The organism is Corynebacterium sp. sy017 (genome assembly GCF_017918135.1).
GTDB lineage: Bacteria > Actinomycetota > Actinomycetes > Mycobacteriales > Mycobacteriaceae > Corynebacterium.
Genome location: NZ_RZUE01000002.1, coordinates 291,098 through 314,453, shown reverse-complemented (window position 1 = coordinate 314,453; position 23,356 = coordinate 291,098). Strand labels below are relative to the sequence as shown.

Sequence of the window (23,356 nt, the reverse complement as noted above, 5' to 3'; positions counted from 1 at the left end):
TTCTTATTAGTTGATTGATGGTTCGTTGGATGAGGATTGATCTACTGGTGTGAAATTTTCTGACATATAAAAATCTCTTAGGACTTTTAGCCTATGGTTAACAGAAGGCTCTGAATAACCGTTTCCCCAGTACCAAAAGAGCTCCACAAAGCTCCACGCATTAAGCTGTACTTTGCTCCTTTCAGAATCTAAGAAGGCGAAGAGACGTCGGAATGTTGCTGTAGCTTCTTCAATATCCTGTGTATGCAGCTGAGAAATACGGATGCCAATAAACCGTTCAGCGTTGTCACGGTCATTCCCCATACTGCGTGCTGCGGTTGCAAGAAAACTCCCGACGCTTGAGCGTTCTTTTTTAGAATCAACAGAAAAGAGATCCGGATAGTGCGCAATAATTGCAGTTGTCCGCAGCAGGGCAGTTCGTTGCTGGGCACTAGGATGCGCTCCTAAGCATGGGAGCACATATGGATATGCTCGGGTTTCAGTATGTTCAACTCCTCCCGCCCGTAATGCAGAACGCATACGAGGATTCGATCTGTCATGGAACACGGGCACAATCTCCCCGATGAGAGGCTCCCAAGGAAGTTTCGTATCAGTCATTGTTATCCTCCCCCTTTTGTTTCAAGAGATAATCTACTCTATATTTCACTTGTCGTTGGGCTTGAAAATTCCTACGTGGATTTTGCATGAGATATGGGTTTAAAACATCTCGAAAGACCAATACAGCAGTATCACAGGCTTCTTGACGAAGCTTAATAATGGTTTCTTCAGGATCATCTTGCTCATTAAGTGTCCGCACCATGTTCTGATATATCGGATCTATACGGCGCCAAAACATTTCATTAACCACAGGTCTCAGGGACTCTAAATCATCGAGAACTACATTGCTTCGCTCAAGATCATGTGAGTTAGAACGACGGAAAGGTGCCCGAATGATATTGCGCAATTGCAGGAGAAAATCTGCCTCACCACGAATGGCATCTAGAATGTCTCCTTCTGGGTCGAAACACCAACGAGTCCGGTCTGTCTGAGTGATAACAGATTCACGAATCATCGCGGAAGAAGCATTACCCGCTATTTGATGCCGGAGAAAAACAATGGAGTCCTCAGTGAAATCCGGAGTAAGCACACGCCCTGAGACTGAATCGCTAACCATGTCCGTAATTCCTTCATGAGCCCATTCCACTGCTAGCTCCGTAGAATCCTTACTCAAATCCATGCGCTGTGCCTTCAGGACACCTTGTTTGTCAGGCTTATAAAGATAAAATGGATCGGTTGTATTACGTTGATCCCACCATGATTTGCGACTGTCCGACGTAGTTCCCATTTCTTTTAGTGCAAACCATTCTTCTGGGATTCCACCAGGCCCTACCCCGAGTAATTTTCCGTCCTCCCAACAACAAGCGGAAGTATTTGAACTCCAGGTAGCTCGCCACAATTCATGCATCATGCCGTCAGATAATCGAGATCGAGTTCCTGTGCGATCTGCCCATGCTGGCAAACCACCAGGCTTAACCCACGTTTTAGGAATGGATTTCAGCATGGATTCTAAAGGCGTAGCAGAATCAATAAGAAGTTCGGTTGCTGTATTTCCCGCCCCCAAGAAGCGTATGCCTGGTGAACCGTTGAGACATTTTGCACCATCATATTTTGCATTCCCAGTGAAAGAATACATCGCAAAAACCATGAGAGCACGGACAGCTTCAGCGGTATCTAAAGATTCAGGCTTAAATTTCGCCAGATCCCAGTAAGTTTGTGATGTTTCACTAGGAGCGGTAGGCGATAACTTCCACGCCGGTTTCTTACCCGGTGATACATCGCGGCTTGTGTCTTTCGCATTTTTCGGCGGTAGAACTGGGCGTTGGAAAAAAGGTTGCTCATCATCATAGAGATCTATTGCGGTACCTAACCGCTCAATCACTTGCTCTAAGAGAGCTGGAGAGATCCCTTCCCCCGTTTTCTCCCTCACGCGTTTAGGTAATTCTGGATCAAGTTGCACTGCGACAGCCACCAACGAACACAGGAAACGCCACAATGCCCCATACTCATAAGCAGGAATCTGCCTGTCTAATGCACTTTCTTTGCGATGCGCAGAGAGCAAAAAATCAGCGACACTTAGCTCTCCTTTTGTTGTACGAACCAATACAATGTCGGTCAAGACATTACATCGCATAGCTCACCTCACACAGTCAAATAAAGAATAAAATACCGTCGAAATTAACTGTCTTCCATAGTATAGTCAAGAGTACTCCCGCGCACGCGGGAAAGAGTGGATTCGGCGAAAATAACTAGAACTACCCCACGGCTTCGTGGGAATTAAAACCACCAACAAGGATAGGGAAGAATATGAATGATGTAAAAGAGACCCAAGTCTTCTGGACAAAGCTACCCGTACACACCGCCCTAAGTAGCGCACGCGAAGCTGGAGCATTGAGCAACAGTCGATCTGTGAACACCTTCCTCCAAGACCCACGCAGCCGACACCGGATGGTCATGTCACTGTTTCCAGATATTGATAGCTCCACCCCGCGGGAAAAATTCAAGATACTTTTCCGTTTAGAAAACACCCCTGGTCAAGCACCCTATTTCCTGATCCAATCCAACGTTGAACCAACAAAAAACCTCACCACTGAAGTCCTCACAAAAGAAGTATCATTCCCCCAGTTCAATGACGGCGATCAAATCGAGTTGAGACTTTCAATCAACCCGGTAAAGCGTCAAGAAAACACAACCGTACCCATAAGAATAGACCCAAAAACAGGCCCCGCTCCCTTGTTCACATGGATCATCAATAAACTTTCCCCAGCCATCAACATTGACGAGATTGTCAATCACAATCAAGAACTTCTAGGCGCAAAAACCACTGATACCAACTCCAAGAAGCTAGTCGTACAAATCGACACCATAGATGCTATCGGCACCGTTTCCAATGCATCTCAGCTTCATGAATGGTTATCCAATGGAATTGGTCGCGCAAAATCCTATGGTTGCGGTCTATTAACTGCTCGTCATATCTGACGATCCTCACAAATGACGTTAAGGAATAAGCCATGATAAACACGAGCTTATGGGCAAAAACCATCGTAGATTCCGATAACAACACAACCTTTTATCCACTCATAGCCCATCTACTTGACACAACCGTCGTCGCGGATTTTCTCTTTAAGAAATGGTTACGTTCCGGCCTTAAACAACTTATAGAAGATGATTTAGGTAGCACAGCGTCAGCACAATTTTGTCTAGCGGCTGGATTACATGACTTAGGAAAAGCTAGCCCATACTTTCAGCATCAGCCCTCGAAACGAGGGAAAGATTGGGATTTTATCAGGTCAGCTCTCACAGAGAATGGTTTTAATACCAGCACGGATGCGCAGAATAAGACCAGTAATGCTGATTTTCGCCATGAATATTTCTCGGTTATCGCACTGGGAAAAGATATAAAAACCAAAGATCTAGTAGTCGATAACTGGTTAGAGCTAGTATGGGTTGCCCATCATGGACAATTCTCGGTCATCAGCACTAATAAAACAGCACAGAAAAAGGCGAAGAAGGCGTATTCGTTCTTCCAAGATTCCCTCTGGGGTCATAGCCATCAAGAAATTATAAAGACCATAGAGCACGTAACCAATTGCACGCGGGAAAATTTATCAGAGAGCATCAGTCCCACTGTCTTAATTCTACTGTCAGGCCTGCTAGTACTTGCCGACAGAATAGCCTCCCAACAACCATGGGTGGAATATGGCGTAAACCTCTTAAAGAATCAACCTAATCTTCTGGAAAAACCTGACGAATGGTGCAGAATACGCAAAGAGAATGTAGCAAAACTTGTTGAGTCAACTGTAGGACTCTACCAACCTTTCGCAGACTACAAATCAGCCCGTCACGCCATCTTAGGCAATAATTCCCCACGTCCCGCGCAACAAGCAGCTGAGCATGCTGGCGACGGAGTGTGGTCTGTCATGGCGGCCACTGGATCTGGAAAAACAGAAGCAGCACTACTACGCCATATTCATCGGAATGAACGCCTCCTATTTTTACTCCCGACGCAAGCCACAACCACCGCGATGATGCGTCGAATTCACAAAGTATTTTCAGAAACAAAAAATGTTGCAGCGCTCGCGCATGGGTTAGCGGTTACGGATGAATTTTATTCTCAGCCAATAACGACCTTTAGGGACACAACTGATGAACACTACAACGATCAGGGCGGCCTTTACCCTACTGAATTTGTTCGTACTGGAGCATCCAGACTGTTAGCTCCAATATGCGTAGGCACTATTGATCAAGCTCTTATCAGTGCTTTGCCCACTAAATTCAACCATCTACGACTATTAGCACTCGCAAATGCACATATAGTCGTAGACGAAGTTCACACTATGGAGCATTATCAGACTGAATTAATGGCACAACTAATGACTTGGTTTGCTGCCACAAAAACACCAGTCACTTTCCTTACTGCAACTCTGCCTGCTTGGCAACACAAACGTCTATATCAAGCTTATCAAGGTAAATCCCCCGCCTTACCTCCTAAATTTCCGGCAGTGGAATCCTGGCATCCCGAAAAATCTTCAACTCAGATAGACCTTCCCGCAAACGTCGAAAAACTTACATTAGATATTGATGCAACAGATGATCTTGTTGAATCACATATCAGGTGGGTCAATCAGATGCGTGTACTATATCCACAGGCACGGATCGCAATTATTTGTAATACCGTCGCGCGGGCACAAGAAGTTGCTTCACATCTTGGTACAGATACGATTATTATTCATTCACGAATGACGGCCGTTCACCGCAACGACGCAGCGTCGAAGCTACATGAACTAGCTGGCCCAGGATCAACCAGCACAGGACTTACGGTTGTCGGCACACAAGCAATCGAAGCATCATTAGATTTTGATGTTGACTTAATGCGGATAGAGATATGCCCTGCCGCTAACCTCATTCAACGTGCTGGAAGACTATGGCGCAGAATAGATCCGAACCGTTTAGAACGATTATCAGATAACAACGAACGCACTCTATCTATCGCAATACCCTCAGACTTAGGGAAAGGGAATTCCCTCCCCTACAATCAAGCACATCTCGCCCGCACCGCCGATTGGCTGCAAAAACATTCCGCATTAAATCTACCGGGAGACATTCAAGAATTCATCGACACCACAACCCTATCGATTGAAGATATGCTAACTCAATCAGATGACCCTTCGGAAATAGAACTAGATGAAGCCGCCTATGCTATCGAACGAATACGAACAGCACGTGATGCGCTCATTAAATTCGCTGATGTTTTAGATCACGACGTCGAGGTTGCTGACTTCTCTCAAATAACCAAAAAAGACAAATCAAATACCAAAACCACACGCTTGATTGAACAACCAACAATCCCCGTTATCCTGTGTGACCCCACCGGAACAATTCCAGGTGCGTGGAAAGGACACTCCAGTGATCTAACCGCACTATCAACGCGCTCCGATATCCGAAAAGCATTAGGTGGATCACTATCCATCAGTTATGCACTAGCTGAAAAAGCACATCCAATTCCAATATCAGCAGGCAATCTGCTCAGCCGATACCACGCAATCGACAATGCAGCAGAACTATATAACCCCCACATAGGATACGTTGGACATAACACTTCTACTATCCACGAACAACTTGATAGTACACAATAATGGCATACTCAGAAGAAGCTCTTGCTTTTAGTCAAATACCCACAAAAGATCAGATTCGAGTAGAAGACAGAATATCCTTCTTATATCTGGAATACTGCCTGATTCGCCAAGACCGAACTGGCGTCGTAGCTATTGGACGTGACTACGAAGATATAACATCACATACAACAGATATCCCTCCAGCAGCGCGCATACAATTACCCGTGGCTGGTCTAGGCGTATTGCTTCTAGGACCTGGCACATCTATAAGCAATCCAGCAGCCACATCATGTGCAAGATCTGGAGTGTCAATAATGTTCACCTCCGGAGGTGGAATCAACTGTTACAGTCTCGGCACACCACTGACGTCGTCAGCTAAATGGGCAATAGCACAAGCAAAACTTATCGCCAATGAAGCTAGAGCACGCGACGCAGCACGTATTCTATACCGAAAACAACTAGGCATAGCGGAAATGAACGTTGATTCCATAGCCGCGATGCGAGGGATTGAAGGAAGAACCATTCGTTCGTTATATAAACGTCTAGCAAGCCAACATAAAATCAAAAGATTCAAACGCGATACCAACAGTAACGACCCTGTTAATCAAGGTCTTAACTTAGCCAATTCCATTCTTTATGGATGCGCAGCAACTGCTTGTGGTGCACTGGGAATAAACCCCGCACTAGGAATTATTCACCGCGGTGACATTAACTCCTTACTTTTTGATTTAGCTGACATATACAAGCCAAATATCTCAATCCCTCTAGCATTCTCATGCGCACAACATGAAGATTTTGATAAAAAATACGCCGTGAAATTAGAAAACGTATCCACCAGGACAAAATCGTAGAAAATATGCTCAATACACTCATCGAGATACTCTCACCCCACTTACCTGCACGCAATGATGACCGACTCATCGGAGGCAATAATCACGAAGTATCTGGACACACGCAATATGGAAAAGCAGGTACAAAAGAGGAGAGTTAATGTTTGCTGTCATTAAATGCTCCGCCATCCCCGAACACCTGTCCGGATACATATCACGATTTTTCTCAGAGATAGACCCCGGTTTATACATCGGCGTGACATCGCGTGCTGTAGTAGAACGCCTATGGGAACGATGCAACACTGCAACGATCGAAGGAACATTAATCCTCATCACTCCTCGGCATGATTCTGAACAAGGTTTTGAGGTTCGTTCAACGGGAAATCAACGCCGCCCTATCTTCGATTTTGATGGCATACAGTTAGCGCAACGCACCTACTCCACACGGCATAACGTTAATGTCTCAAACATAACTAATGAGACTAGCGGAAATGGCGATGATGACTTAAACCTGGACCTATTTTCACACGAAAACTCGACTTGTGAATTATAATTTCGCAGGTGGGATAGTATCTTCTCCGCGTATGCGGAGGTATTTCCTACGACCTTGTGTCCGTCTCTGGTGCGGAGCCATCTTCTCCGCGTATGCGGAGGTATTTCCTAGTGGAGCAAGCCCGCGAAGAAAAGCAAGATATCTTCTCCGCGTATGCGGAGGTATTTCACGGCGTGAAATGAAGACCATCGGTAAAGTACTATCTTCTCCGCGTATGCGGAGGTATTTCCATACTCTAATCCGGTATCAATATCAGATAGGAATCTTCTCCGCGTATGCGGAGGTATTTCCCCAGACCAACTCCACGACCAATGGGCAGGCAAATCTTCTCCGCGTATGCGGAGGTATTTCCGTCTAGCAAATGCTAGGTGGTCGCTAGAGGTTATCTTCTCCGCGTATGCGGAGGTATTTCCGACCTCATAACCCTCATTACGGGACAGCTGCAATCTTCTCCGCGTATGCGGAGGTATTTCTGCTTGTTGGTGTGTTGGTGGTAGGTTCATGTCATCTTCTCCGCGTATGCGGAGGTATTTCCCTGTCGTGGATACAGTCAATGGTGCGACAGCTATCTTCTCCGCGTATGCGGAGGTATTTCCCGCCGTATCCACGCTCCCAGACCGTTAAGTGCATCTTCTCCGCGTATGCGGAGGTATTTCCCACACAAACCAATGATGACGTGTGGAGTGTTCATCTTCTCCGCGTATGCGGAGGTATTTCCAACAAACAGCGTTCATGGTTCTGCTGTGTATAATCTTCTCCGCGTATGCGGAGGTATTTCCCAAGACAATCAATCGCAAAGCTTGACGAAACACTAACGAGAACTTTCCTGATAGAATCTAAAAAGAAGCGGGAATAACACAAGCTAAAGGAAAGAAATAAATGGAGGTCTAGGTACTAGCATTATCCGGATCCTCTCAAAAAGGGAGTTTTCGCTCTCCCACCTGCTCTTACCATAAAAAGGAGACAATAATGCGTTACTCAGACTTTGCGCTACTAGCTCTTACAGTGGCATTTTTCATCTTCCTAGAAATACCATGGTGGGGGTATTCCATCATCACAGGTGGAGCATTATCTGCCATTACACAAACTATCATAAGTAAGAAACGCTAATGAAATAAAAACTAGCTCACCCAGCGCCCCGGTCGTGGTGGGTGGAGATACTCAGCCCCAAAGTATGTGAAGTGTCGAGAATCACTTCACGTAGCAGAATGCTGTTGAGCGAAACGCCGCTCTGCAATCCGCTACCCAAACTGATACTAGACGACATTTAGCTAGTGATATTTTATCATCGCGAACATGAGCAAGAAAACCTTAAACCCTGGTCATGTGTGTGGTCGCTCTTATGTTCTGCCCGATTCTTTAGAAGATATGGACGGGCCAACGAACGGTGTCGTTAAGCTGCCTAACTATTTGGATTGGCATACCGATGATGGTTTTGATCTAGATGAAGAAGAAATGATTGATACCATGTATCGCACTGTCCTAAGGGAAGCGCTTAAAGTGGAGGATCTCAGATACCTCAATCACACCTTACTGCGTAAAATATGGGCATCTATCAGGATACCCCCTGTTTTGCGCGAACTCTACGAAACCAAATTTCCAGAGCTGAGAGAACTACGCGAACAAAGTAAAGACACTAAAATAGCGCTCTAACAGTAGTAATATGATGGTTCATGACGCTGTAACAGGGAAAATGCTATTGCCAATTGTACGCACTGATGATTATCATCTGGCTAAGCACTCGCAAAAGGTGAAAGAAAAGCCCCCAGCTACCGCTACTAGCTGGGGACACCCCTCTTAACAATACCGAAAGGAGATACTAAATGAAATTCACACTACTAGGTGCAAGCGCTGGGCTTATCATGCTGCTTGCGGGAGCAAGCACGTTTTTCCTTCCCGCATACCTCATATTAGGTATAGCCATCGACAAAGGTCTAAAACCAGAAGGCTAAACAATCTAGCGTTTTATGCCTTCGACGTTTTGCTAAGCACCCCCCAAAAAAAAGAAAATCCCGAACCACCATTTTAGGAACGATGCCTCGAGACTTCACAAAAGTGCGCCCGGAGGGATTCGAACCCCCAACCTTCTGATCCGTAGTCAGATGCTCTATCCGTTGAGCCACGGGCGCGCATTGCAGACACTGCATTGCTTGTTGCTGTGCAACGAGTTATAAAGTTACACCGATAGGCAGCAAATAGGCAAATTACCTAGTCAGCGACCTTAAAGCAGCCCCATACACAGCAAAACAAGCACCAATACGGAATCACTCCACCGGCGTACCCCGGTTAAAGTCCTTTGGATCTGGGCCAATGCGTCCCGCTATAGCCGAATCATCAGTCGCGCCAGCAGCTCCAGCACCATTTCTACTCACTACCCCGCCAAGTGCAGTGATGGCCGCCATCTGGGCGTCGTCAAGCACGAAGTCTGCGACGGCGAAGTTTTCCGCTATGCGCCCTGCGTTGGAGGAGCGCGGCAGGACGATGTCGCCACGTTGAATATGCCAGCGGATTATCACCTGAGCTGCGGTTTTTCCATGCGCCTCAGCGATACTTGCGATGTCCGCATTGTCCAACACCTTACCCTGGCCCAGCGGCGACCATGCTTGGGTGTGGATCCCGCGCGCCTGATTCTCCGCACGCAGCGTGTCCTGAGCAAAACCGGGGTGCACCTCAATCTGGTTCACCACGGGCGTTTCCCCCACGGCGATGAGTTCGTCGAGTGCCTCTGGGTAGAAGTTGCACACGCCGATGGAAGTGGTTTTGCCGGCTTCGCGCAGCTGGATCATGGATTCCCACGCCTGCACATATTTGCCGTATCCGGGGCATGGCCAGTGCAGGAGGTACAGGTCAACACGCTCCAAGCCTAGTTTCTCCAGGGATAATTCCATTGCTTCCTGGGCTTTTTCTTGGTCTGAGTTCCAGAGTTTCGTGGTCACAAAGAGATCCTCACGCGCGACGATCCCCTCAGCGATTGCCTGCGCAATGGCCTGGCCGACCTCTTGTTCATTGCCGTAGATAGCGGCGGTGTCTATGTGCCGATAACCGGTTTTAATGGCGGCGAGTGTGGCTTCATAGGCAACCTCACCTGGGAGTTGCCAGGTTCCGAAGCCGAGTTGTGGGATTGTGGTGCCGTCCAGCAGGGCGATAGTAGCGTTGCCAGCGGAGCTAGCGTTTCCGGCGTTTTCAGTGTTTTCGGCATTTTTATCAGTTGCAGTCATTCTTCCATTTGTACGCCTTTTATCCATTTTTTGCTGAACGACGCCAGGTTTCCACAGCTCAGCGTTCCCAATAAGACGTTTCCTGTTATCCAATAAGAACAGAATTAATACCTCATCGCTGGATCATTAGCGATTTAATAGGACATACACTTCATCAATCTTTTTAATTAATCCTTCAGGAATCTAATAAGCACCCCGTGCTGAGCATTAGTCAGCATGCGCACCTATTTTCACATAACCGTAGCTGATGCAGCAGCTGAGAAGATTGCCGTCGTTGGCACGGATAGTGCAGCTTTTGAGCAGACAAGCGTAGCAGATGGTCAGAACCCAGGCATAAAAATCAGCACTCTTGATTCTGTGGATAGTGCCACAGAGCAAGTACTCAATGGAACTATCGACGCAGCTATGGTCAAAACAGAACACGGCTATGATTTGATTGCACGCAATCATCCTGGCACACTCATCATTAACTTTGTCAACCAGAGCGTAGAGAAAATAGACCACAACAATACACTCACCAGCCTCGGTATCTCACCACAAAACTTTGAGCAATCGCTGACGCGATCACAGGTGAATATACACACTTTCGGATAGGATGAAGAGCAATCAGAGTCAGAAATCCAATCTATTATCACCGTACTCATTGTCACAGGAGTTATGTGTTATCTCATCTTCCTCTTCGCTGGTAATATCGGCGGACGAGTGACAGAAGAAAAAGCATCTCGTGTCGTAGAAATCATCTTGGCAACTATCCGCCCACAGGATCTTCTTATAGGCAAAATCATTGCTAACACGATTGTTGGCTGTGTAGCATCAGGAATTATTCTCGCCGCTAGCACTATCGCGCTACGCATAAGCGGCATCATGAGCTCCACTGTCCAAGCCATATACCTAATTCCTATATTTGCTTTCCTAATTTCCAACTTTTATTCCCAATTTTCCCTATTTAGCCCTCACATCCCCACGTAGAAACACTTTTTGCAACTTAACCCTTACCCAAAGGCAGTCAATTCATTGGTGATACTTATTCACGTTTCCCGTGAGACCACTACCAGCACCATAGCCCCATTAAACTACTATCGTTTCGTTGCCCGGGCAATATAAAAGCCTAAAAGGCGGATTCGACGACGGAGAATATCCGCCATCCGTGCTGTGACCTCACCCATGGGTCATGCGACGCAATTATTACTGAAGCGGGCCAAGTACTGAGCAGCTCAATCAGTTCTTCGCACAATCTCAATGAAAGGTGGTTGGTGGGCTCATCGAGCAAGAGGATATCATGGTCTCCTTGTAAAAGAATCCCCAATTCTAGCCGCTTCCTCTGGCCCACACTAAGTTCACAAGCAGCCATATCTACATTTTCTAGAAGCCCCAAAGAAGTAAGCCTCGGTGCTGCATCAGGGGTGGAAGAGTCGTATATCTCACGGGCAGTCCTTTTGTCCTGGCAATATAGGTCTTCATGTCCCAGATAGCCAATGCTAACTTCGTTACCTTTAAGGATAGAACCCTGAGTGGGCTTTAATTTCCCAGATATGATTTCCAACAGAGTAGTTTTTCCACTGCCGTTCGGACCTGTAACTATTATTTTGTCATCCGAAGCAATGTCAAGTGTGATAGCCCTTTTCGATCGTTTATTCACTTTTACTGATCGCAATTGGGCCAATAGCGCGGAGGACGGCACTGGGGTTTTAGTTGGAGCAATAGACATCACTAGAGATTGTGGAGGCTCAGGAATAGACGATCGATTAATCTGGTTAAGACGCTCCCGAGCAGCGCGTACTCGGCGTGATATTTGTGATTGCACACGATCTCCTCGTGCACCGTACGCTTTTTTGTTGTTGTCACTCATTGCGCGATGATGGTTTATCTGATGCGCCTTCACTGCTACAGTGTGCTTAAGTCTGCGAATTTCTTCTTGCTCATTAGCGTAGCGTTCTTTCCATCGATTAATCTCATCGTCTTTCTGCTTCAAATAATCGCGGTACGCTCCCCTATAGAGATACTGAGAGGAAAAGCTCTTATCAAGATCACATATTCCAGTTGGCACCTTCTCCAAGAATTCCCGATCATGAGAAACGAAAATGACTATACCCTCCCAATTTTTAATTTCATCTTGCAAGAAGATCCGTGATTGTTCATCGAGATAATTAGACGGTTCATCGAGAAGAAGAATCTCCGGCCGAGAAACCATAGTAAGTGCCATAGCAAGTCTGCGACGCTCTCCCGCGGAAAGCTCATCGACACGCTGCCGACGCGATAGCGACTCTAAACCCAATCCATATAAATATCGTTCAATTCGTTGCGGAGCAGACCAAACATCTTGAATCTCTGCCCTTTGTAAGGCATTACTATACTTCTCAAGAGAACCCGAATCCCCTGCGACCAGCTCACGCGATGCTTGATTGAGCTCCTCTTCGATTTCATACAAAGGTTCAAGACACGCTGCAATCTCATCAGAGACCAGGGAGTCCCCTCTGAGTAAATCTTTTTCCTGAGGCACAAACGCTGGTTTAGACGAGGAATCAACCAACCCAGACGTGGGGGATATTTCCCCAGCAAGTAGCGATAACAAAGTTGACTTACCTGCACCATTTTCCCCAATCACGCCAAGTTTTGCTCCCCAGCCAAGAGTCATTGACAGTTCCTGAAATAAAGTACGTTCCCCCACCCGATAGGAGACTGATTCACAAGCCAGAGTCACACCTTTTGCCATATAGTACACTGTACCATTTGAGTAGTATCGTAAACTCGTAAACATGGAGGACACAGTCAAAAAGCAACGCGAACGAATCATAGATTCCGCATATACCCTTGCTTTAAGGGAAGGCATTAGCGCCCTTAGTGTTCGCAAGGCAGCCAAGGAAGCATCCATCGGGGCAAGTACACTTCGTTATTACTTTCCCTCACAAGATGATTTGCGTGTTGCAGTGGTGGATAGATATCTCGAAAAAAACCTATCGGATATCCATATTCTTGACTCGTCACGAAGTGCCAGCGATCGGCTAGTTGAGTGCTTGCAGCAATTTCTCCCTACTTCTTCAATGGAAGAGTCTTCCTCCCTCCCCTGGCCCAGAACAGATGGGACAACGGCACCGGATGCTGATCCAGAATTAACCAACCAAATTTTAGGAATGGCCACGGATCACACGCATAGACGTATTGCCCATTGGCTTAATATCTTAAAAAAAGAAGCAGCGCTGGCCCCAGACCAGCCAACCACCCCCACAGTTGGCCTTCTTTGTGCTTTAGTTAACGGACTTTCTATAGATTTAAATTCCCGATTCCCATCAATCAGCCACACTGAAGCCATGGAAATCATACGAAATGTAGTTGACAAGCTTGTTCTCATCTAGAAACCAGACTCCAAAAGCTCTGAATCCCACTAGTTTCTTCAATAGCTTCGATAATGAAGCTATAAGGTAGTCGTATTTTCGGTGAGTTAAGAGGAAAATATGCCCATAACACCATCATCACCCCTGGTTAATAGCGTCAAATAAGCTATCGAATAACCCCACCATAAACACCCCCCTTATGTGCTGCGGTGATGGTTAACTCAACACAGTAAAAACAAGCAGACCACGATGCCCAGTATGCACAGGGTCAATGAAGAAAAAACGCCACCACCGCAGCAGAAAAACCTGATGACGGTACAAAAACCTCACATACGCACGCTTATTATCCCGACACCATACAGACAAAGCACTCACATCGCGGCACACCAACCAAAAACACTTTTTGCCCCTTAACCCCAACTTAACCCTAAAAACACAAAAAATCTCCCCCTAGCTGCAAGAACTAGGGGGAGATTTGCGGAGACGAGAGGATTTGAACCTCCGGTCCACCGTTAAGTAGACAACTCATTAGCAGTGAGCCCCATTCGGCCGCTCTGGCACGTCTCCGTGTGATCCTCAAGGAATCCTTAACAATAGTACAAGCACATATGTTCTGAAACAAACTCGCATTACAGTCCGCATTATTGCATTACCACTACCTGCTGCTACCTGCCACAGCATTCGATGGCAGCACCCAACTACTCCATACCCCCTTGTACTACTATTACTGCTCAAACGAGCTATGCTGGAAAAATGTCTGCACAACAATCGCCTCGTGAGCACACCGCCAACCCTATGCACCAAGCCAACCCTGCACAACAAACCACACCACGCCCTTTGGCTCATTTAGATAGTATTCCCACCTACTCCCCTGGCGCACGTAGCGTCGGAAAGCTGAAATTGTCCTCTAATGAGCCGAGTTTTCCACCTCTTGAGCAAGCAGTTGTCGCTATGACTGAGGCTGTTGGCACGGTGAACCGTTATCCAGATATGGCGAGTGTGGAATTGCGTGAGGCACTTGCGCAGCATTTGGGGTTAACTGTGGCAGAGGTTGCTGTTGGTTGTGGTTCTTCGGCACTGTGTCAGGGGCTAGTGCAGATTTGTGCTGGTCCTGGCGATGAGGTCATTTTCCCTTGGCGTAGTTTTGAGGCGTACCCTATTTTCACTACGGTTACTGGCGCTACATCTGTTCCTATTGCGCTGACCAGCCAGTTACGCAATGATCTTGAAGCAATGGCTGCTGCTATCACGCAGCGCACAAAGTTGATTTTTGTCTGTAATCCAAATAATCCCACTGGCACCACCATTTCTCGGCAGGATTTCGAGCGTTTTCTCGCTGCTGTTCCCCCGCATATCATCATTGCTCTCGACGAAGCCTATATCGAGTTCATGCGTGATCCAGATAGCCCGCAATCCCTGGATTATGTTCGCGATTATCCCAATGTCATTGGGGTGCGAACTTTCTCTAAGGCTTATGGGTTGGCTGGGTTACGCGTGGGGTATGCCCTTGGTAATCCCCAGCTTATCGACGCCCTGAACAAGGTTGCCCTTCCTTTCGGTGTCAATGCGGTGGCGCAGGCGGGAGCCGTGGCAAGTTTGGCGGCTGCTCAAGAATTGCTGGCTCGCACTGAGGTAGTCGTCGAGCAGCGGGAGCGTGCGGCATTGGCATTGGGTGCTGCGCCTTCTGAGAGTAATTTCATTTGGTTGCCTACCCAGTCGGCGCAGGAGTCTCAGGAGCTTGCAGCAGCCTTTGCTGAGCATGATATTTTGGTGCGTTCTTTTCCTGAGGGAGTGCGCATTACTATTACCGATGCGCAGGAGACACAACGATTGCTTGCTGCCTGGGAAAAGATTCGGCACTAACCAAACTGTGCGCTACTGGCTAGACTATGGGGTCATGAGAATAGTTAGTGTGCATGATGTCCCTCGCGATGCTCAGCTTATTGATGTGCGTGAAGTAGATGAGTTTGCTCAGGTACACGCCAGCGGCTCGGTTAATATACCCATGTCGGTGTTCCCTGAGCACCTGCACGAGCTTGATAGCAGCAAAGATATCTATGTCATTTGCAAGGCTGGTGTGCGCAGCGCACAGGTGGTTTCCTATCTGGCTGGGCAGGGTGTGTCAGCGATTAATGTGGACGGCGGAATGATGGCTTGGCTTGCCGCCCAGTTACCTACTGAGTAAACCACCAGGTGAGCTTGCCTCTATTTAATTAATGGAAAACACCCACGATTTGGCTTAACATAAGCTATATGACTAATTCTGAGCTGCCTGCTGCGCTCTTAGCATCGCCTTCTTTTCAATTGGAGCGTTTGCGACGCCGCACCCGTGACGAGGTAGAGGCTTCACTTGCGGAGCATAAAATTACTCTTCGCGGTTATTGGGTTTTGACCTGCTTATCTGGGCACCATGCTGCCAGTCAAGCGTCATTGTGTGAGATTCTTGCCATTGATGCGTCAGACATGGTGCGCCTTATTGATTCCTTAGAGAAGAATAATTGGGTTAAGCGGGAACGAGATCCGAAGGATCGTCGTAGGCAAATCGTTATGTCCACGAAAAAGGGACGGAATAAACAGAAAGATCTCAGTGAATTGGTAACACAGGCTGAGGATCGTGCCTTGGATGAGTCTACGTCTAAGCAGCTGAAACATTTACGCAAATTAGCCAAGTCCATTATTGCAGCCGAAGAAGAATAAAACACCTGGTGACAATGAGTATTTCTAGCTATCCAGCCCAATTTTTACGCAGTGCCCACGCCCCTGCACCCCGCACACTATACGAGATATTCTGCGCTACTGCGCATGATGTGCCAGATGCAGCTGCCATTGACGATGGCGATATTCTTACCTACGGCGAGTTGCTTGATGAAGTGCATCAACTCGCCGATTTTATGCATTCACAGGGAGTGCGGCGCGGCGATCGCATTGGTATTCGGATGCCTTCTGGACATCGTGACCTTTACATCAGTATTCTTGCCACTTTGGCAGCTGGTGCCGCTTATGTACCTGTGGATGCTGACGACCCTGATGAACGTGCAGAGATGGTTTTTGGCGAAGCAGCTATCAACGGGCTATTCGACGCCCAGGGGTTCCATATGCTTGCCCCTCGTTCCACAGGTGATACCAACCGCCCCACCCCCGACGATGACGCATGGATCATTTTCACCTCAGGCTCCACTGGAAAACCTAAAGGTGTGGCAGTAAGTCATCGCAGTGCTGCTGCCTTTGTGGACGCAGAATCCCAGCTTTTCTTGGTGAATTCCCCTGGTGGCCCGCTCAACACTGATGACCGAGTATTGGCGGGACTGTCCGTGGCTTTCGACGCCTCCTGCGAAGAAATGTGGTTGGCCTGGGCGCACGGTGCCTGCTTAGTCCCTGCCCCACGTTCCTTGGTGCGCTCTGGCCTTGACCTTGGTCCTTGGCTTATTAGGCGCGATATCACTGCCGTAAGCACTGTTCCGACCCTTGCTGGTATGTGGCCTAGTGAAGCATTGGATAATATCCGTTTGCTCATTGTCGGTGGTGAAGCCTGTTCAGCAGAACTGGTCGAACGCCTTTCTACCCCTGAGCGCGAGGTGTGGAACACCTATGGCCCTACTGAAGCAACTGTGGTTGCTTGTGCTACGCAGCTCTACCCTGGCAAGCCAGTGTCTATTGGGTTGCCGTTGGCTGGTTGGGATTTGGTGGTCGTCGACGAGCAGGGCAATCCGGTTGCTCCGGGTGAAGTCGGTGAGTTGGTCATTGGTGGTGTCGGCTTGGCGCGCTATCTCGACCCGGAGAAAGACAAAGAGAAATATGCGCCTTTGCCGCAGGTTGGTTGGGAGCGAGCATATCGCTCTGGAGATCATGTGCGTCTTGAGGCTGATGGGCTTTATTTCATTGGGCGTATCGACGACCAGGTTAAAATTGGTGGTCGGCGTATTGAACTTGGTGAAGTTGATGCTCACTTGGCTGCACTTGAGAATGTGCGTTCTTCCACGGTAGTTGTCCAAAATACCGCTGCTGGCGAAAAAGTATTGGTCGGTTATCTTAGTCTCAATGACCCAGAACAGGGTTTTGATCATGAGCGCGCGAGGCAGCGTCTGAGTGAGATCATGCCTGCTGCATTAGTTCCACGTTTGCACGTGCTCGACGACCTGCCGGTCACTACTTCTGGCAAAGTGGATAAAAAAGCCCTTCCGTGGCCACTACCAGGAACTACGGTAGAAGCCTCTGGACTTAGTCGTACTGAGCAGTGGTTGGCAACGCTATGGGTGGAGGTACTTGGCGTATCCATTTCTGATACAGATGCGGATTTCTTTGCGCTCGGTGGTACGTCACTGGCGGCAGCCACTCTGGTGGGGCGGATTCGTTCTCGGGTGCCTACCCTCTCTGTGCGTGATCTTTATGATCACCCGCGTCTTGGTGCTTTGGCCGAGAAAATCGATAGCATTACCCCACATGATTCTCCTGCCGCAGCCACGCAACCTACTCGCATAGTAAAACCTGTAGGCATGGGCACTCGCCTTACTCAAGGGTTGATTCAGGTTCCCATTATGACGTTGCAGGCAACAACATGGGTGGTTTGTTTATTGCTGCTCAATAATGTGGCTGCACTATGTGGGGTGCCGTGGGCGCACCCACTCAATTGGTTCTGGGTGTTACTGCTCTTTCTTATTTTTGCAACCCCTTTGGGGCGTTTACCCATTGGTGGCTTGGGTGCACGACTTATTACGCATGGCATTGCCCCTGGCACATATGCGCGCGGTGGTGCAGTGCACCTGCGCATTTGGGCTGCTGAGCGTCTTGCTGATGCCTCGGGTTCACGTTCTATTGCTGGTGCGACGTGGGTCAATTACTATGCGCGCACTCTGGGGGTAAAAATGGGCAAGGGTGTTAATCTGCATTCTTTGCCGCCGGTTACTGGTCTGCTTAGCTTAGGAAAAAATTGTTCAGTAGAGCCTGAAGTAGATCTCAGTGGCTATTGGGTGGATGGTGATCGCATCCACGTCGGCACTATTGACATTGGTGCTGGCGCACGTATTGGTACTCGCTCTACTTTGATGCCGCATACTCGTGTTGGTGCTGAGGCTCATGTAGAGCCTGGTTCTACCTTGATGAGTAATGCTGTTGTAAAGGATAGGGCTAGGTGGGCTGGTTCTCCAGCGCATAAGGTGGGTAAGTCTAAGCAGCATTTTCCGGATACTCGTCCACCGCGACGTTCCTGGTGGGTGCCTATTTATGGTTTGTCCTCTATTGTGCTGGCACTATTGCCGCTGTTTGCGTTGGCAGTGGGCGGGGCTGCTATGTTTGCACTGTCAGATACCCCAGTGGGGCTTATTGCCACCGCGCCGGTGGGAGCGCTGGTTGCTTTTGCTACTTATATGCTCATGATTTGGCTTTTGGTGCGCCTGTTGGGGCTTAACCTAAGTCCTAAAATTACTCCGGTGCGCTCTTTCTTAGGTTGGCGCATTTGGTTCATTGAGCGGCTCATGGATGATGCCCGCACCCATCTCTTTATCCTTTATGCGTCCCAATTGACCCCCTTGTGGTTACGTAGTTTGGGCGCAAAAATCGGTAAGAATGTCGAAATCTCTACCTCAGTGATGGTGCCGCAGTTGGTAGAGGTACGTGATGGTGCTTTTCTTGCCGACGACACTCTCATCGGTGGTTATGAACTAGGTGGTGGTTGGCTCTTTGCCGATCACACTCGCATTGGTAAGCGTTCCTTTGTGGGCAACTCTGGTATTGCAGGTCCAGGTAGACGCTTGGCGAAAAAGTCTTTGGTCGCTGTGCTTTCTTCTACTCCGAATAAAGCAAAGGCTGGTTCTAACTGGTGGGGTTCGCCACCAGAGCGTATGCGTCGAGTGCAAGTGCAAGCAGAAGAAGGCGAAATGCGCACCTATAATCCTGGGCTAACGGTGAAAATCATGCGCGGGTTCGTCGAAACGCTGCGCCTGAGTGCGGTTATGGTTTCAGCCGTGTTAGCAACAAGCGTTATGGTAGTTTTGCAGTGGCTCTATACTCATCATGGTTTAGCACTAATGTGGCTGCTCAGTGGGCTAGTGTTGATGGCTGCTGGTGTGGTCGCACTACTGATAACGGTCGTGGTGAAGTGGCTATGCGTTGGGCAGCACAAAGCGGGGGATCATCCCCTGTGGAGTTGGTTCGTGTGGCTTAATGAGCTGCAAGATACTTTGGTGGAAGTCGTGGCTGCACCATGGTTTTTGGGTCCGAATTTGGGCACAGGGTCACTCAATGTTGGGTTGCGGTTATTGGGCGCAAAAATTGGCAAGGGTGCGTGGGTAGAATCCTATTGGTTCCCGGAGACTGATCTGTGTCATGTCGGCGCTGGGGCAAGTATTGGCCCAGGTACCGTGGTGCAAACTCACTTATTCCAAGATCGTGTGATGAGTTTGGGCACAGTTACTATCGACGCTGGTGCTACCCTTGGGGCACATTCTGTGGCGTTACCAGGCAGCCACATTGGTGAAAATACCACGGTGGCACCTGGTTCCCTCGTCATGCGAGGTGACCAGATACCACCGCATACCCTATGGCAGGGTAATCCTATTGAGCCTACTGAGCCGCTTTCTTAAGGAAAACAGCTAATAAATCCGCAAATAGTGGGTGCGAACTGGGGATACCACATAGGTCAGTAACCAGTTCCGCCACTGCTTCCTCTTTGCCCTCTGTCAAGCTCAACCGACGCTGGAGCTCCTGAGATTCGCTATCTGATTCCACATCAAAGTTCAAGGCAGCTCCCACTGCGTCGAGCAATGCTGCTGGTCGATGCCCGCGCTGTGCTAATTGTGCTGCAGGTCCAATAAAGCGCTCGTGCTCGGATATTTTGCGCAGAGGTGCGCGTCCTACTCGATCAGTGGTGTCTGGGAGTTGTGGGTTGGCAAAGCGCACAAGAATTTTATCCACATATTCTTGCTGTTGTTGCTCACTAAACTCGTATTTTTCTACCAAAAGTTGTTTGGTTTCCGCTAGAACCGCCGCCACTTTCTGATGTACCTCGGGGTTGGCAAGCGCGTCGGAAATTTTTGTTATCCCGGCATCATTACCAAAGTATGCAGTCGCCGCGTGTCCGGTATTGACGGTAAAAAGTTTGCGAGTGATATAGGGTTCCAGATCAGCTACCCAGGTCACTCCAGGTATTTCTGGTATGTTTTCCCCGAAAGGTGTCTGTTCCACCACCCACTCAAAATAATTTTCTACCGTAACATCCAACCCTTGCCCTGGTTTTTGATTGGGCACAATACGATCAACAGCAGTGTTAGCGAAGAGAGCGACGTCGTCTGCTTGGGGATAATGCTCTCGAATAGCACGGGCGAGCCCTTCAGTGGCATTGATGGCATTCTCACACGCCAAAATCGCTACCTTATCCCCTTGCTTTCGACGCAATCCCTCGGCAATCGTCGGCGCAATAATCTCCAAGACCCGAGGGCCGACTGCCGTAGTGATCAGATCAGCACTGGCAATATGCTCATACAACTGCTCAAGATCTTGTGCAGAATTAACACCTGAGAAATTCGTGACCTCAATATCGCGTGGTTGCTCTCCTACTTCATGAACTGTGTAGGACTCTTGGGTATTGAGTGCGTCGATAAGCTCAGCAGAAACATCTGCAAATACGAGCTCATAGCCGGCATTGTGGAGAATAACACCAACAAAGCCTCGACCGATATTGCCTGCTCCAAAATGTAAGGCTTTCATGCGGTTACCTTTCCAAAAATATCGAGTATGTCTTCTTGCGTAGCTGCATCATGTAATTGTTGTACGCTATCTTTCTTCGCGAATAACTTTGCGATCTTCGATAGGATCTTCAGGTGCGAACCATCCGCACCCGCAATAGCAATAACGAAGTGTGCTTCTTTTCCGCCCCAGTCCACCGGCTGCTCATAACGCACAAATGCCAAGGCAGAATGTTTGATATATTGTTTTGCCTCATTAGTGCCATGCGGAATTGCTAGACCATTGCCCATAAATGTTGATACTGATGCTTCGCGTTCATGCATTGCAGCAACATAGCTTGCATCCACAGCACCAGCACGCACTAATAGTGCACCAGCTTCTTCAATAGCCTCATCTCTACTGCCGGCACTACCACTGAGAATGATGTTTTCTGGGCGCAACAATTCGCTTTTCTCTTCAGGTTCTGCTGGTGATTCTACTGGAGTGGCGTCGCCAGACTGCGGTTGACGCTGGCTACTAATGAGCGCAACAATCTCGTCATAGCGCGGTGATGCCATGAAATTATCCACCGTAATATGCATAGCGGAAGGGGTTTTCGCCTGTGCTCGGTCTACGAGATCTTCATGGCAGATAAGCAGGTCATAAGAGTCGGTGAGGTTATTGATTGCGCAATTGACCACACTGACTTGTTTGCCAAACCCAGCGTCATTAATTTTATTGCGCAAAACCGAAGCACCCATTGCAGAAGAACCCATACCTGCATCACAGGCAAACACAATGCGAGAAATCAGAGGAGTCTGCGCATCTTTATCCCCCAGCGCACTCGACGCCACGGCAGACTTCTTTCCTTTCATCTGCTGCATCTTCTGCGTTGCCTCATGCAAGTCCTCAGTAGCAGTTTTGGAGAACTTGAGAATAAGCGAAGCAATAACACCGGATACCACTGCTGCCATGAGCACACCTGCAATAACTGCAATATGTTTGCCTGGCGCGGTGACTCCCAAAATTGCGATGATGGAACCTGGGGCTGCCGTGGAACCAAGACCGGCACCTAAGAGTGTCTCAGTGAAGATACCAGCCATGCCACCTGCTATTGCTGCCACAATGAGGACTGGTTTCATGAGAACATACGGGAAATAAATCTCGTGAATACCACCGAAGAAATGAATAATCGCAGCACCGGGGGCTGTTGCTTTAGCAGAGCCACGACCAAAGAAAGTATAGGCAAGCAGAATACCCAACCCGGGTCCGGGATTTGCTTCCAGTAGGAACAGAAGCGAATATCCTTGATCCACCGCCTGCTCGGTGCCTAGTGGTGTAAGAATACCGTGGTTGATCGCATTGTTGAGGAATAGAACCTTGGCTGGCTCGATGAGAATCGAGGTGAGGAACAAGAGATTATTGCTGATGAGAAACTCCACTGCGCGGGCTGCGGCAGCCATCACCACATTCATCACTGGGGTGAGTAAGAACATGGAGGCAATCGCTCCAAGAGCAGCAAAAATACCTGCGGAGAAATTTGATACCAGCATCTCAAAGCCTGGTTTGATTTTTCCGTCCCATAGGGCATCAAGTTTCTTCATTAACCAGGCGAAAAGCGGACCACAGATCATTGCGCCCAAGAACATTGGCGAGCCGCTTTCGCCTTTGTCGAGGAATACTTCGCTGCTTGTTCCCATGATGACACCCATTGTGGCAATAGCACCGACGACGCCACCGCGAACGTCGTAAATGAGCCGTCCACCAGAGTATGCAATGAGAATTGGTAAAAGATAGAACACCATTGCGCTAACGAGCGTGGCGATTTTCTCATTGGGGAAATATCCATCTGGAATAAATAGTGCTGTGATAATTCCCCAGGCGATGAATGCGCCGATATTGGGCATAATCATTGAGGATAAGAAGGTGCCAAATTTTTGTACTCTGACCCGGATTCCACCTTGTGTGGTACGTGGTCGGGTATCTGTAGCTGCTTGAGTCACAATGAAACTTTCTAGGAAAAATTTTTGCGCTCTGTTTTGTCTCATAACTACTGGCTTAAGCAGAGCGCAACTGTAGTCATAATTCTAAAAAAGATACCCGTGGCACTTCA

22 protein-coding genes, 2 tRNA genes and 1 CRISPR repeat array are annotated in these 23,356 nt (G+C 48.2%); of the genes, 14 read left to right on the top strand and 10 right to left on the bottom strand.

What is annotated here, in order from left to right; genetic code table 11:
- Positions 1–6 precede the first annotated feature (6 nt).
- Both EML15_RS04905 and EML15_RS04900 read right to left on the bottom strand, forming a co-directional pair.
- The gene (locus EML15_RS04905; protein WP_144273738.1) at positions 7–597 is read right to left on the bottom strand and encodes a type I-E CRISPR-associated protein Cse2/CasB; all 591 of its coding nucleotides are present in this window, start codon (positions 595–597) and stop codon (positions 7–9) included.
- Positions 590–2,170 (bottom strand): type I-E CRISPR-associated protein Cse1/CasA, encoded by a 1,581-nt coding sequence (locus EML15_RS04900; protein ID WP_144273737.1) that lies wholly within the window; start codon positions 2,168–2,170, stop codon positions 590–592. Before EML15_RS04900 ends, EML15_RS04905 begins: the two co-directional genes overlap by 8 nt.
- A 173-nt stretch (positions 2,171–2,343) precedes the next feature.
- On the opposite strand from EML15_RS04900, the gene cas6e reads away from it, so the two are divergent.
- The 6 genes from cas6e to EML15_RS04875 all read left to right on the top strand — a co-directional run bounded on the left by cas6e (position 2,344) and on the right by EML15_RS04875 (position 8,144).
- The gene (gene cas6e, locus EML15_RS04895) at positions 2,344–3,015 is read left to right on the top strand and encodes a type I-E CRISPR-associated protein Cas6/Cse3/CasE (RefSeq protein ID WP_144273736.1); all 672 of its coding nucleotides are present in this window, start codon (positions 2,344–2,346) and stop codon (positions 3,013–3,015) included.
- A gap of 32 nt (positions 3,016–3,047) precedes the next feature.
- Positions 3,048–5,672: a CRISPR-associated helicase Cas3' gene (cas3, locus tag EML15_RS04890; protein ID WP_144273735.1), complete on the top strand. Its 2,625-nt coding sequence runs from the start codon at positions 3,048–3,050 to the stop codon at positions 5,670–5,672.
- Complete coding sequence (cas1, locus tag EML15_RS04885) at positions 5,672–6,502, top strand: CRISPR-associated endonuclease Cas1 (protein WP_246858132.1); 831 nt, start codon at positions 5,672–5,674, stop codon at positions 6,500–6,502. The genes cas3 and cas1 overlap by 1 nt, the downstream gene beginning before the upstream one ends.
- Before the next feature lie 5 nt (positions 6,503–6,507).
- The gene (locus tag EML15_RS10205) at positions 6,508–6,642 is read left to right on the top strand and encodes a hypothetical protein (RefSeq protein ID WP_255455984.1); all 135 of its coding nucleotides are present in this window, start codon (positions 6,508–6,510) and stop codon (positions 6,640–6,642) included.
- Positions 6,642–7,034, top strand: coding sequence for a type I-E CRISPR-associated endoribonuclease Cas2e (gene cas2e, locus EML15_RS04880; protein ID WP_144273734.1), 393 nt, complete (start codon positions 6,642–6,644; stop codon positions 7,032–7,034). The genes EML15_RS10205 and cas2e overlap by 1 nt, the downstream gene beginning before the upstream one ends.
- 18 nt (positions 7,035–7,052) lie before the next feature.
- Positions 7,053–7,813: direct repeats of the CRISPR family, unit length 28 nt; unit sequence ATCTTCTCCGCGTATGCGGAGGTATTTC.
- Positions 7,814–8,003: 190 nt separating this feature from the next.
- Positions 8,004–8,144 (top strand): hypothetical protein, encoded by a 141-nt coding sequence (locus EML15_RS04875; RefSeq protein ID WP_185967178.1) that lies wholly within the window; start codon positions 8,004–8,006, stop codon positions 8,142–8,144.
- Positions 8,145–8,160: 16 nt separating this feature from the next.
- Here EML15_RS04875 and EML15_RS04870 read toward each other — a convergent pair whose 3' ends face one another.
- Positions 8,161–8,301, bottom strand: coding sequence for a hypothetical protein (locus EML15_RS04870; RefSeq protein ID WP_185967177.1), 141 nt, complete (start codon positions 8,299–8,301; stop codon positions 8,161–8,163).
- A 29-nt stretch (positions 8,302–8,330) separates the two neighbouring features.
- Between EML15_RS04870 and EML15_RS04865 the strand changes: the two genes are divergently transcribed.
- Positions 8,331–8,687, top strand: a complete 357-nt coding sequence (locus EML15_RS04865; protein WP_144273733.1) for a hypothetical protein — start codon at positions 8,331–8,333, stop codon at positions 8,685–8,687.
- A 170-nt stretch (positions 8,688–8,857) separates the two neighbouring features.
- Positions 8,858–8,986: a hypothetical protein gene (locus tag EML15_RS10200; RefSeq protein WP_255455983.1), complete on the top strand. Its 129-nt coding sequence runs from the start codon at positions 8,858–8,860 to the stop codon at positions 8,984–8,986.
- A 104-nt stretch (positions 8,987–9,090) separates the two neighbouring features.
- Here EML15_RS10200 and EML15_RS04860 read toward each other — a convergent pair.
- A tRNA-Arg gene (locus tag EML15_RS04860) sits at positions 9,091–9,163 on the bottom strand.
- A gap of 135 nt (positions 9,164–9,298) precedes the next feature.
- Positions 9,299–10,252 (bottom strand): aldo/keto reductase, encoded by a 954-nt coding sequence (locus EML15_RS04855; RefSeq protein WP_144273732.1) that lies wholly within the window; start codon positions 10,250–10,252, stop codon positions 9,299–9,301.
- A gap of 216 nt (positions 10,253–10,468) precedes the next feature.
- Between EML15_RS04855 and EML15_RS04850 the strand changes: the two genes are divergently transcribed.
- Positions 10,469–10,846, top strand: coding sequence for a hypothetical protein (locus tag EML15_RS04850; RefSeq protein WP_144273731.1), 378 nt, complete (start codon positions 10,469–10,471; stop codon positions 10,844–10,846).
- 68 nt (positions 10,847–10,914) lie between these two features.
- Here EML15_RS04850 and EML15_RS10135 read toward each other — a convergent pair whose 3' ends face one another.
- Both EML15_RS10135 and EML15_RS04840 read right to left on the bottom strand, forming a co-directional pair.
- The gene (locus EML15_RS10135; protein ID WP_246858131.1) at positions 10,915–11,139 is read right to left on the bottom strand and encodes a hypothetical protein; all 225 of its coding nucleotides are present in this window, start codon (positions 11,137–11,139) and stop codon (positions 10,915–10,917) included.
- A 221-nt stretch (positions 11,140–11,360) separates the two neighbouring features.
- Complete coding sequence (locus EML15_RS04840) at positions 11,361–12,920, bottom strand: ATP-binding cassette domain-containing protein (RefSeq protein WP_185967176.1); 1,560 nt, start codon at positions 12,918–12,920, stop codon at positions 11,361–11,363.
- A gap of 88 nt (positions 12,921–13,008) precedes the next feature.
- Here EML15_RS04840 and EML15_RS04835 point away from each other — a divergent pair, with 88 nt between their 5' ends.
- Entirely contained in the window at positions 13,009–13,605 is a 597-nt protein-coding gene (locus EML15_RS04835; RefSeq protein ID WP_144273728.1) for a TetR/AcrR family transcriptional regulator, read from the top strand.
- A 457-nt stretch (positions 13,606–14,062) separates the two neighbouring features.
- Here the strand turns inward: EML15_RS04835 and EML15_RS04830 are convergent.
- A tRNA-Ser gene (locus EML15_RS04830) sits at positions 14,063–14,151 on the bottom strand.
- A gap of 228 nt (positions 14,152–14,379) precedes the next feature.
- Here EML15_RS04830 and hisC point away from each other — a divergent pair.
- The 4 genes from hisC (at position 14,380) to EML15_RS04810 (ending at position 20,162) form a co-directional block, all read left to right on the top strand.
- A complete protein-coding gene (gene hisC, locus EML15_RS04825) occupies positions 14,380–15,447 on the top strand; it encodes a histidinol-phosphate transaminase (protein WP_144274132.1) in 1,068 nt (355 codons plus the stop codon).
- Between the two features lie 34 nt (positions 15,448–15,481).
- Positions 15,482–15,769 (top strand): rhodanese-like domain-containing protein, encoded by a 288-nt coding sequence (locus tag EML15_RS04820; protein WP_144273727.1) that lies wholly within the window; start codon positions 15,482–15,484, stop codon positions 15,767–15,769.
- Positions 15,770–15,837: 68 nt separating this feature from the next.
- Complete coding sequence (locus EML15_RS04815; protein ID WP_144273726.1) at positions 15,838–16,281, top strand: MarR family winged helix-turn-helix transcriptional regulator; 444 nt, start codon at positions 15,838–15,840, stop codon at positions 16,279–16,281.
- Between the two features lie 14 nt (positions 16,282–16,295).
- Positions 16,296–20,162 carry a Pls/PosA family non-ribosomal peptide synthetase gene (locus tag EML15_RS04810; protein WP_144273725.1) on the top strand — a complete coding sequence of 1,289 codons (3,867 nt, stop codon included), beginning with the start codon at positions 16,296–16,298 and terminating at the stop codon, positions 20,160–20,162.
- Here the strand turns inward: EML15_RS04810 and EML15_RS04805 are convergent.
- On the bottom strand, positions 20,143–21,285 hold the full coding sequence (locus EML15_RS04805; RefSeq protein ID WP_144273724.1) for a mannitol-1-phosphate 5-dehydrogenase: 1,143 nt from the start codon (positions 21,283–21,285) through the stop codon (positions 20,143–20,145). The genes EML15_RS04810 and EML15_RS04805 overlap by 20 nt on opposite strands.
- Positions 21,282–23,291, bottom strand: coding sequence for a PTS mannitol transporter subunit IICBA (locus tag EML15_RS04800; RefSeq protein ID WP_144273723.1), 2,010 nt, complete (start codon positions 23,289–23,291; stop codon positions 21,282–21,284). The genes EML15_RS04805 and EML15_RS04800 overlap by 4 nt, the downstream gene beginning before the upstream one ends.
- Between the last annotated feature and the right edge of the window lie 65 nt (positions 23,292–23,356).

Excerpts from the sequence above, each read along its gene's own strand:
- EML15_RS04905 (WP_144273738.1), bottom strand. The coding sequence starts at position 597 with ATGACTGATACGAAACTTCCTTGGGAGCCTCTCATCGGGGAGATTGTG.
- EML15_RS04900 (WP_144273737.1), bottom strand. The coding sequence starts at position 2,170 with ATGCGATGTAATGTCTTGACCGACATTGTATTGGTTCGTACAACAAAA.
- cas6e (WP_144273736.1), top strand. The coding sequence starts at position 2,344 with ATGAATGATGTAAAAGAGACCCAAGTCTTCTGGACAAAGCTACCCGTA.
- cas3 (WP_144273735.1), top strand. The coding sequence starts at position 3,048 with ATGATAAACACGAGCTTATGGGCAAAAACCATCGTAGATTCCGATAAC.
- cas1 (WP_246858132.1), top strand. The coding sequence starts at position 5,672 with ATGGCATACTCAGAAGAAGCTCTTGCTTTTAGTCAAATACCCACAAAA.
- EML15_RS10205 (WP_255455984.1), top strand. The coding sequence starts at position 6,508 with ATGCTCAATACACTCATCGAGATACTCTCACCCCACTTACCTGCACGC.
- cas2e (WP_144273734.1), top strand. The coding sequence starts at position 6,642 with ATGTTTGCTGTCATTAAATGCTCCGCCATCCCCGAACACCTGTCCGGA.
- EML15_RS04875 (WP_185967178.1), top strand. The coding sequence starts at position 8,004 with ATGCGTTACTCAGACTTTGCGCTACTAGCTCTTACAGTGGCATTTTTC.
- EML15_RS04870 (WP_185967177.1), bottom strand. The coding sequence starts at position 8,301 with ATGTCGTCTAGTATCAGTTTGGGTAGCGGATTGCAGAGCGGCGTTTCG.
- EML15_RS04865 (WP_144273733.1), top strand. The coding sequence starts at position 8,331 with ATGAGCAAGAAAACCTTAAACCCTGGTCATGTGTGTGGTCGCTCTTAT.
- EML15_RS10200 (WP_255455983.1), top strand. The coding sequence starts at position 8,858 with ATGAAATTCACACTACTAGGTGCAAGCGCTGGGCTTATCATGCTGCTT.
- EML15_RS04855 (WP_144273732.1), bottom strand. The coding sequence starts at position 10,252 with ATGACTGCAACTGATAAAAATGCCGAAAACACTGAAAACGCCGGAAAC.
- EML15_RS04850 (WP_144273731.1), top strand. The coding sequence starts at position 10,469 with ATGCGCACCTATTTTCACATAACCGTAGCTGATGCAGCAGCTGAGAAG.
- EML15_RS10135 (WP_246858131.1), bottom strand. The coding sequence starts at position 11,139 with ATGGCTTGGACAGTGGAGCTCATGATGCCGCTTATGCGTAGCGCGATA.
- EML15_RS04835 (WP_144273728.1), top strand. The coding sequence starts at position 13,009 with ATGGAGGACACAGTCAAAAAGCAACGCGAACGAATCATAGATTCCGCA.
- hisC (WP_144274132.1), top strand. The coding sequence starts at position 14,380 with ATGCACCAAGCCAACCCTGCACAACAAACCACACCACGCCCTTTGGCT.
- EML15_RS04820 (WP_144273727.1), top strand. The coding sequence starts at position 15,482 with ATGAGAATAGTTAGTGTGCATGATGTCCCTCGCGATGCTCAGCTTATT.
- EML15_RS04815 (WP_144273726.1), top strand. The coding sequence starts at position 15,838 with ATGACTAATTCTGAGCTGCCTGCTGCGCTCTTAGCATCGCCTTCTTTT.
- EML15_RS04810 (WP_144273725.1), top strand. The coding sequence starts at position 16,296 with ATGAGTATTTCTAGCTATCCAGCCCAATTTTTACGCAGTGCCCACGCC.
- EML15_RS04805 (WP_144273724.1), bottom strand. The coding sequence starts at position 21,285 with ATGAAAGCCTTACATTTTGGAGCAGGCAATATCGGTCGAGGCTTTGTT.
- EML15_RS04800 (WP_144273723.1), bottom strand. The coding sequence starts at position 23,291 with ATGAGACAAAACAGAGCGCAAAAATTTTTCCTAGAAAGTTTCATTGTG.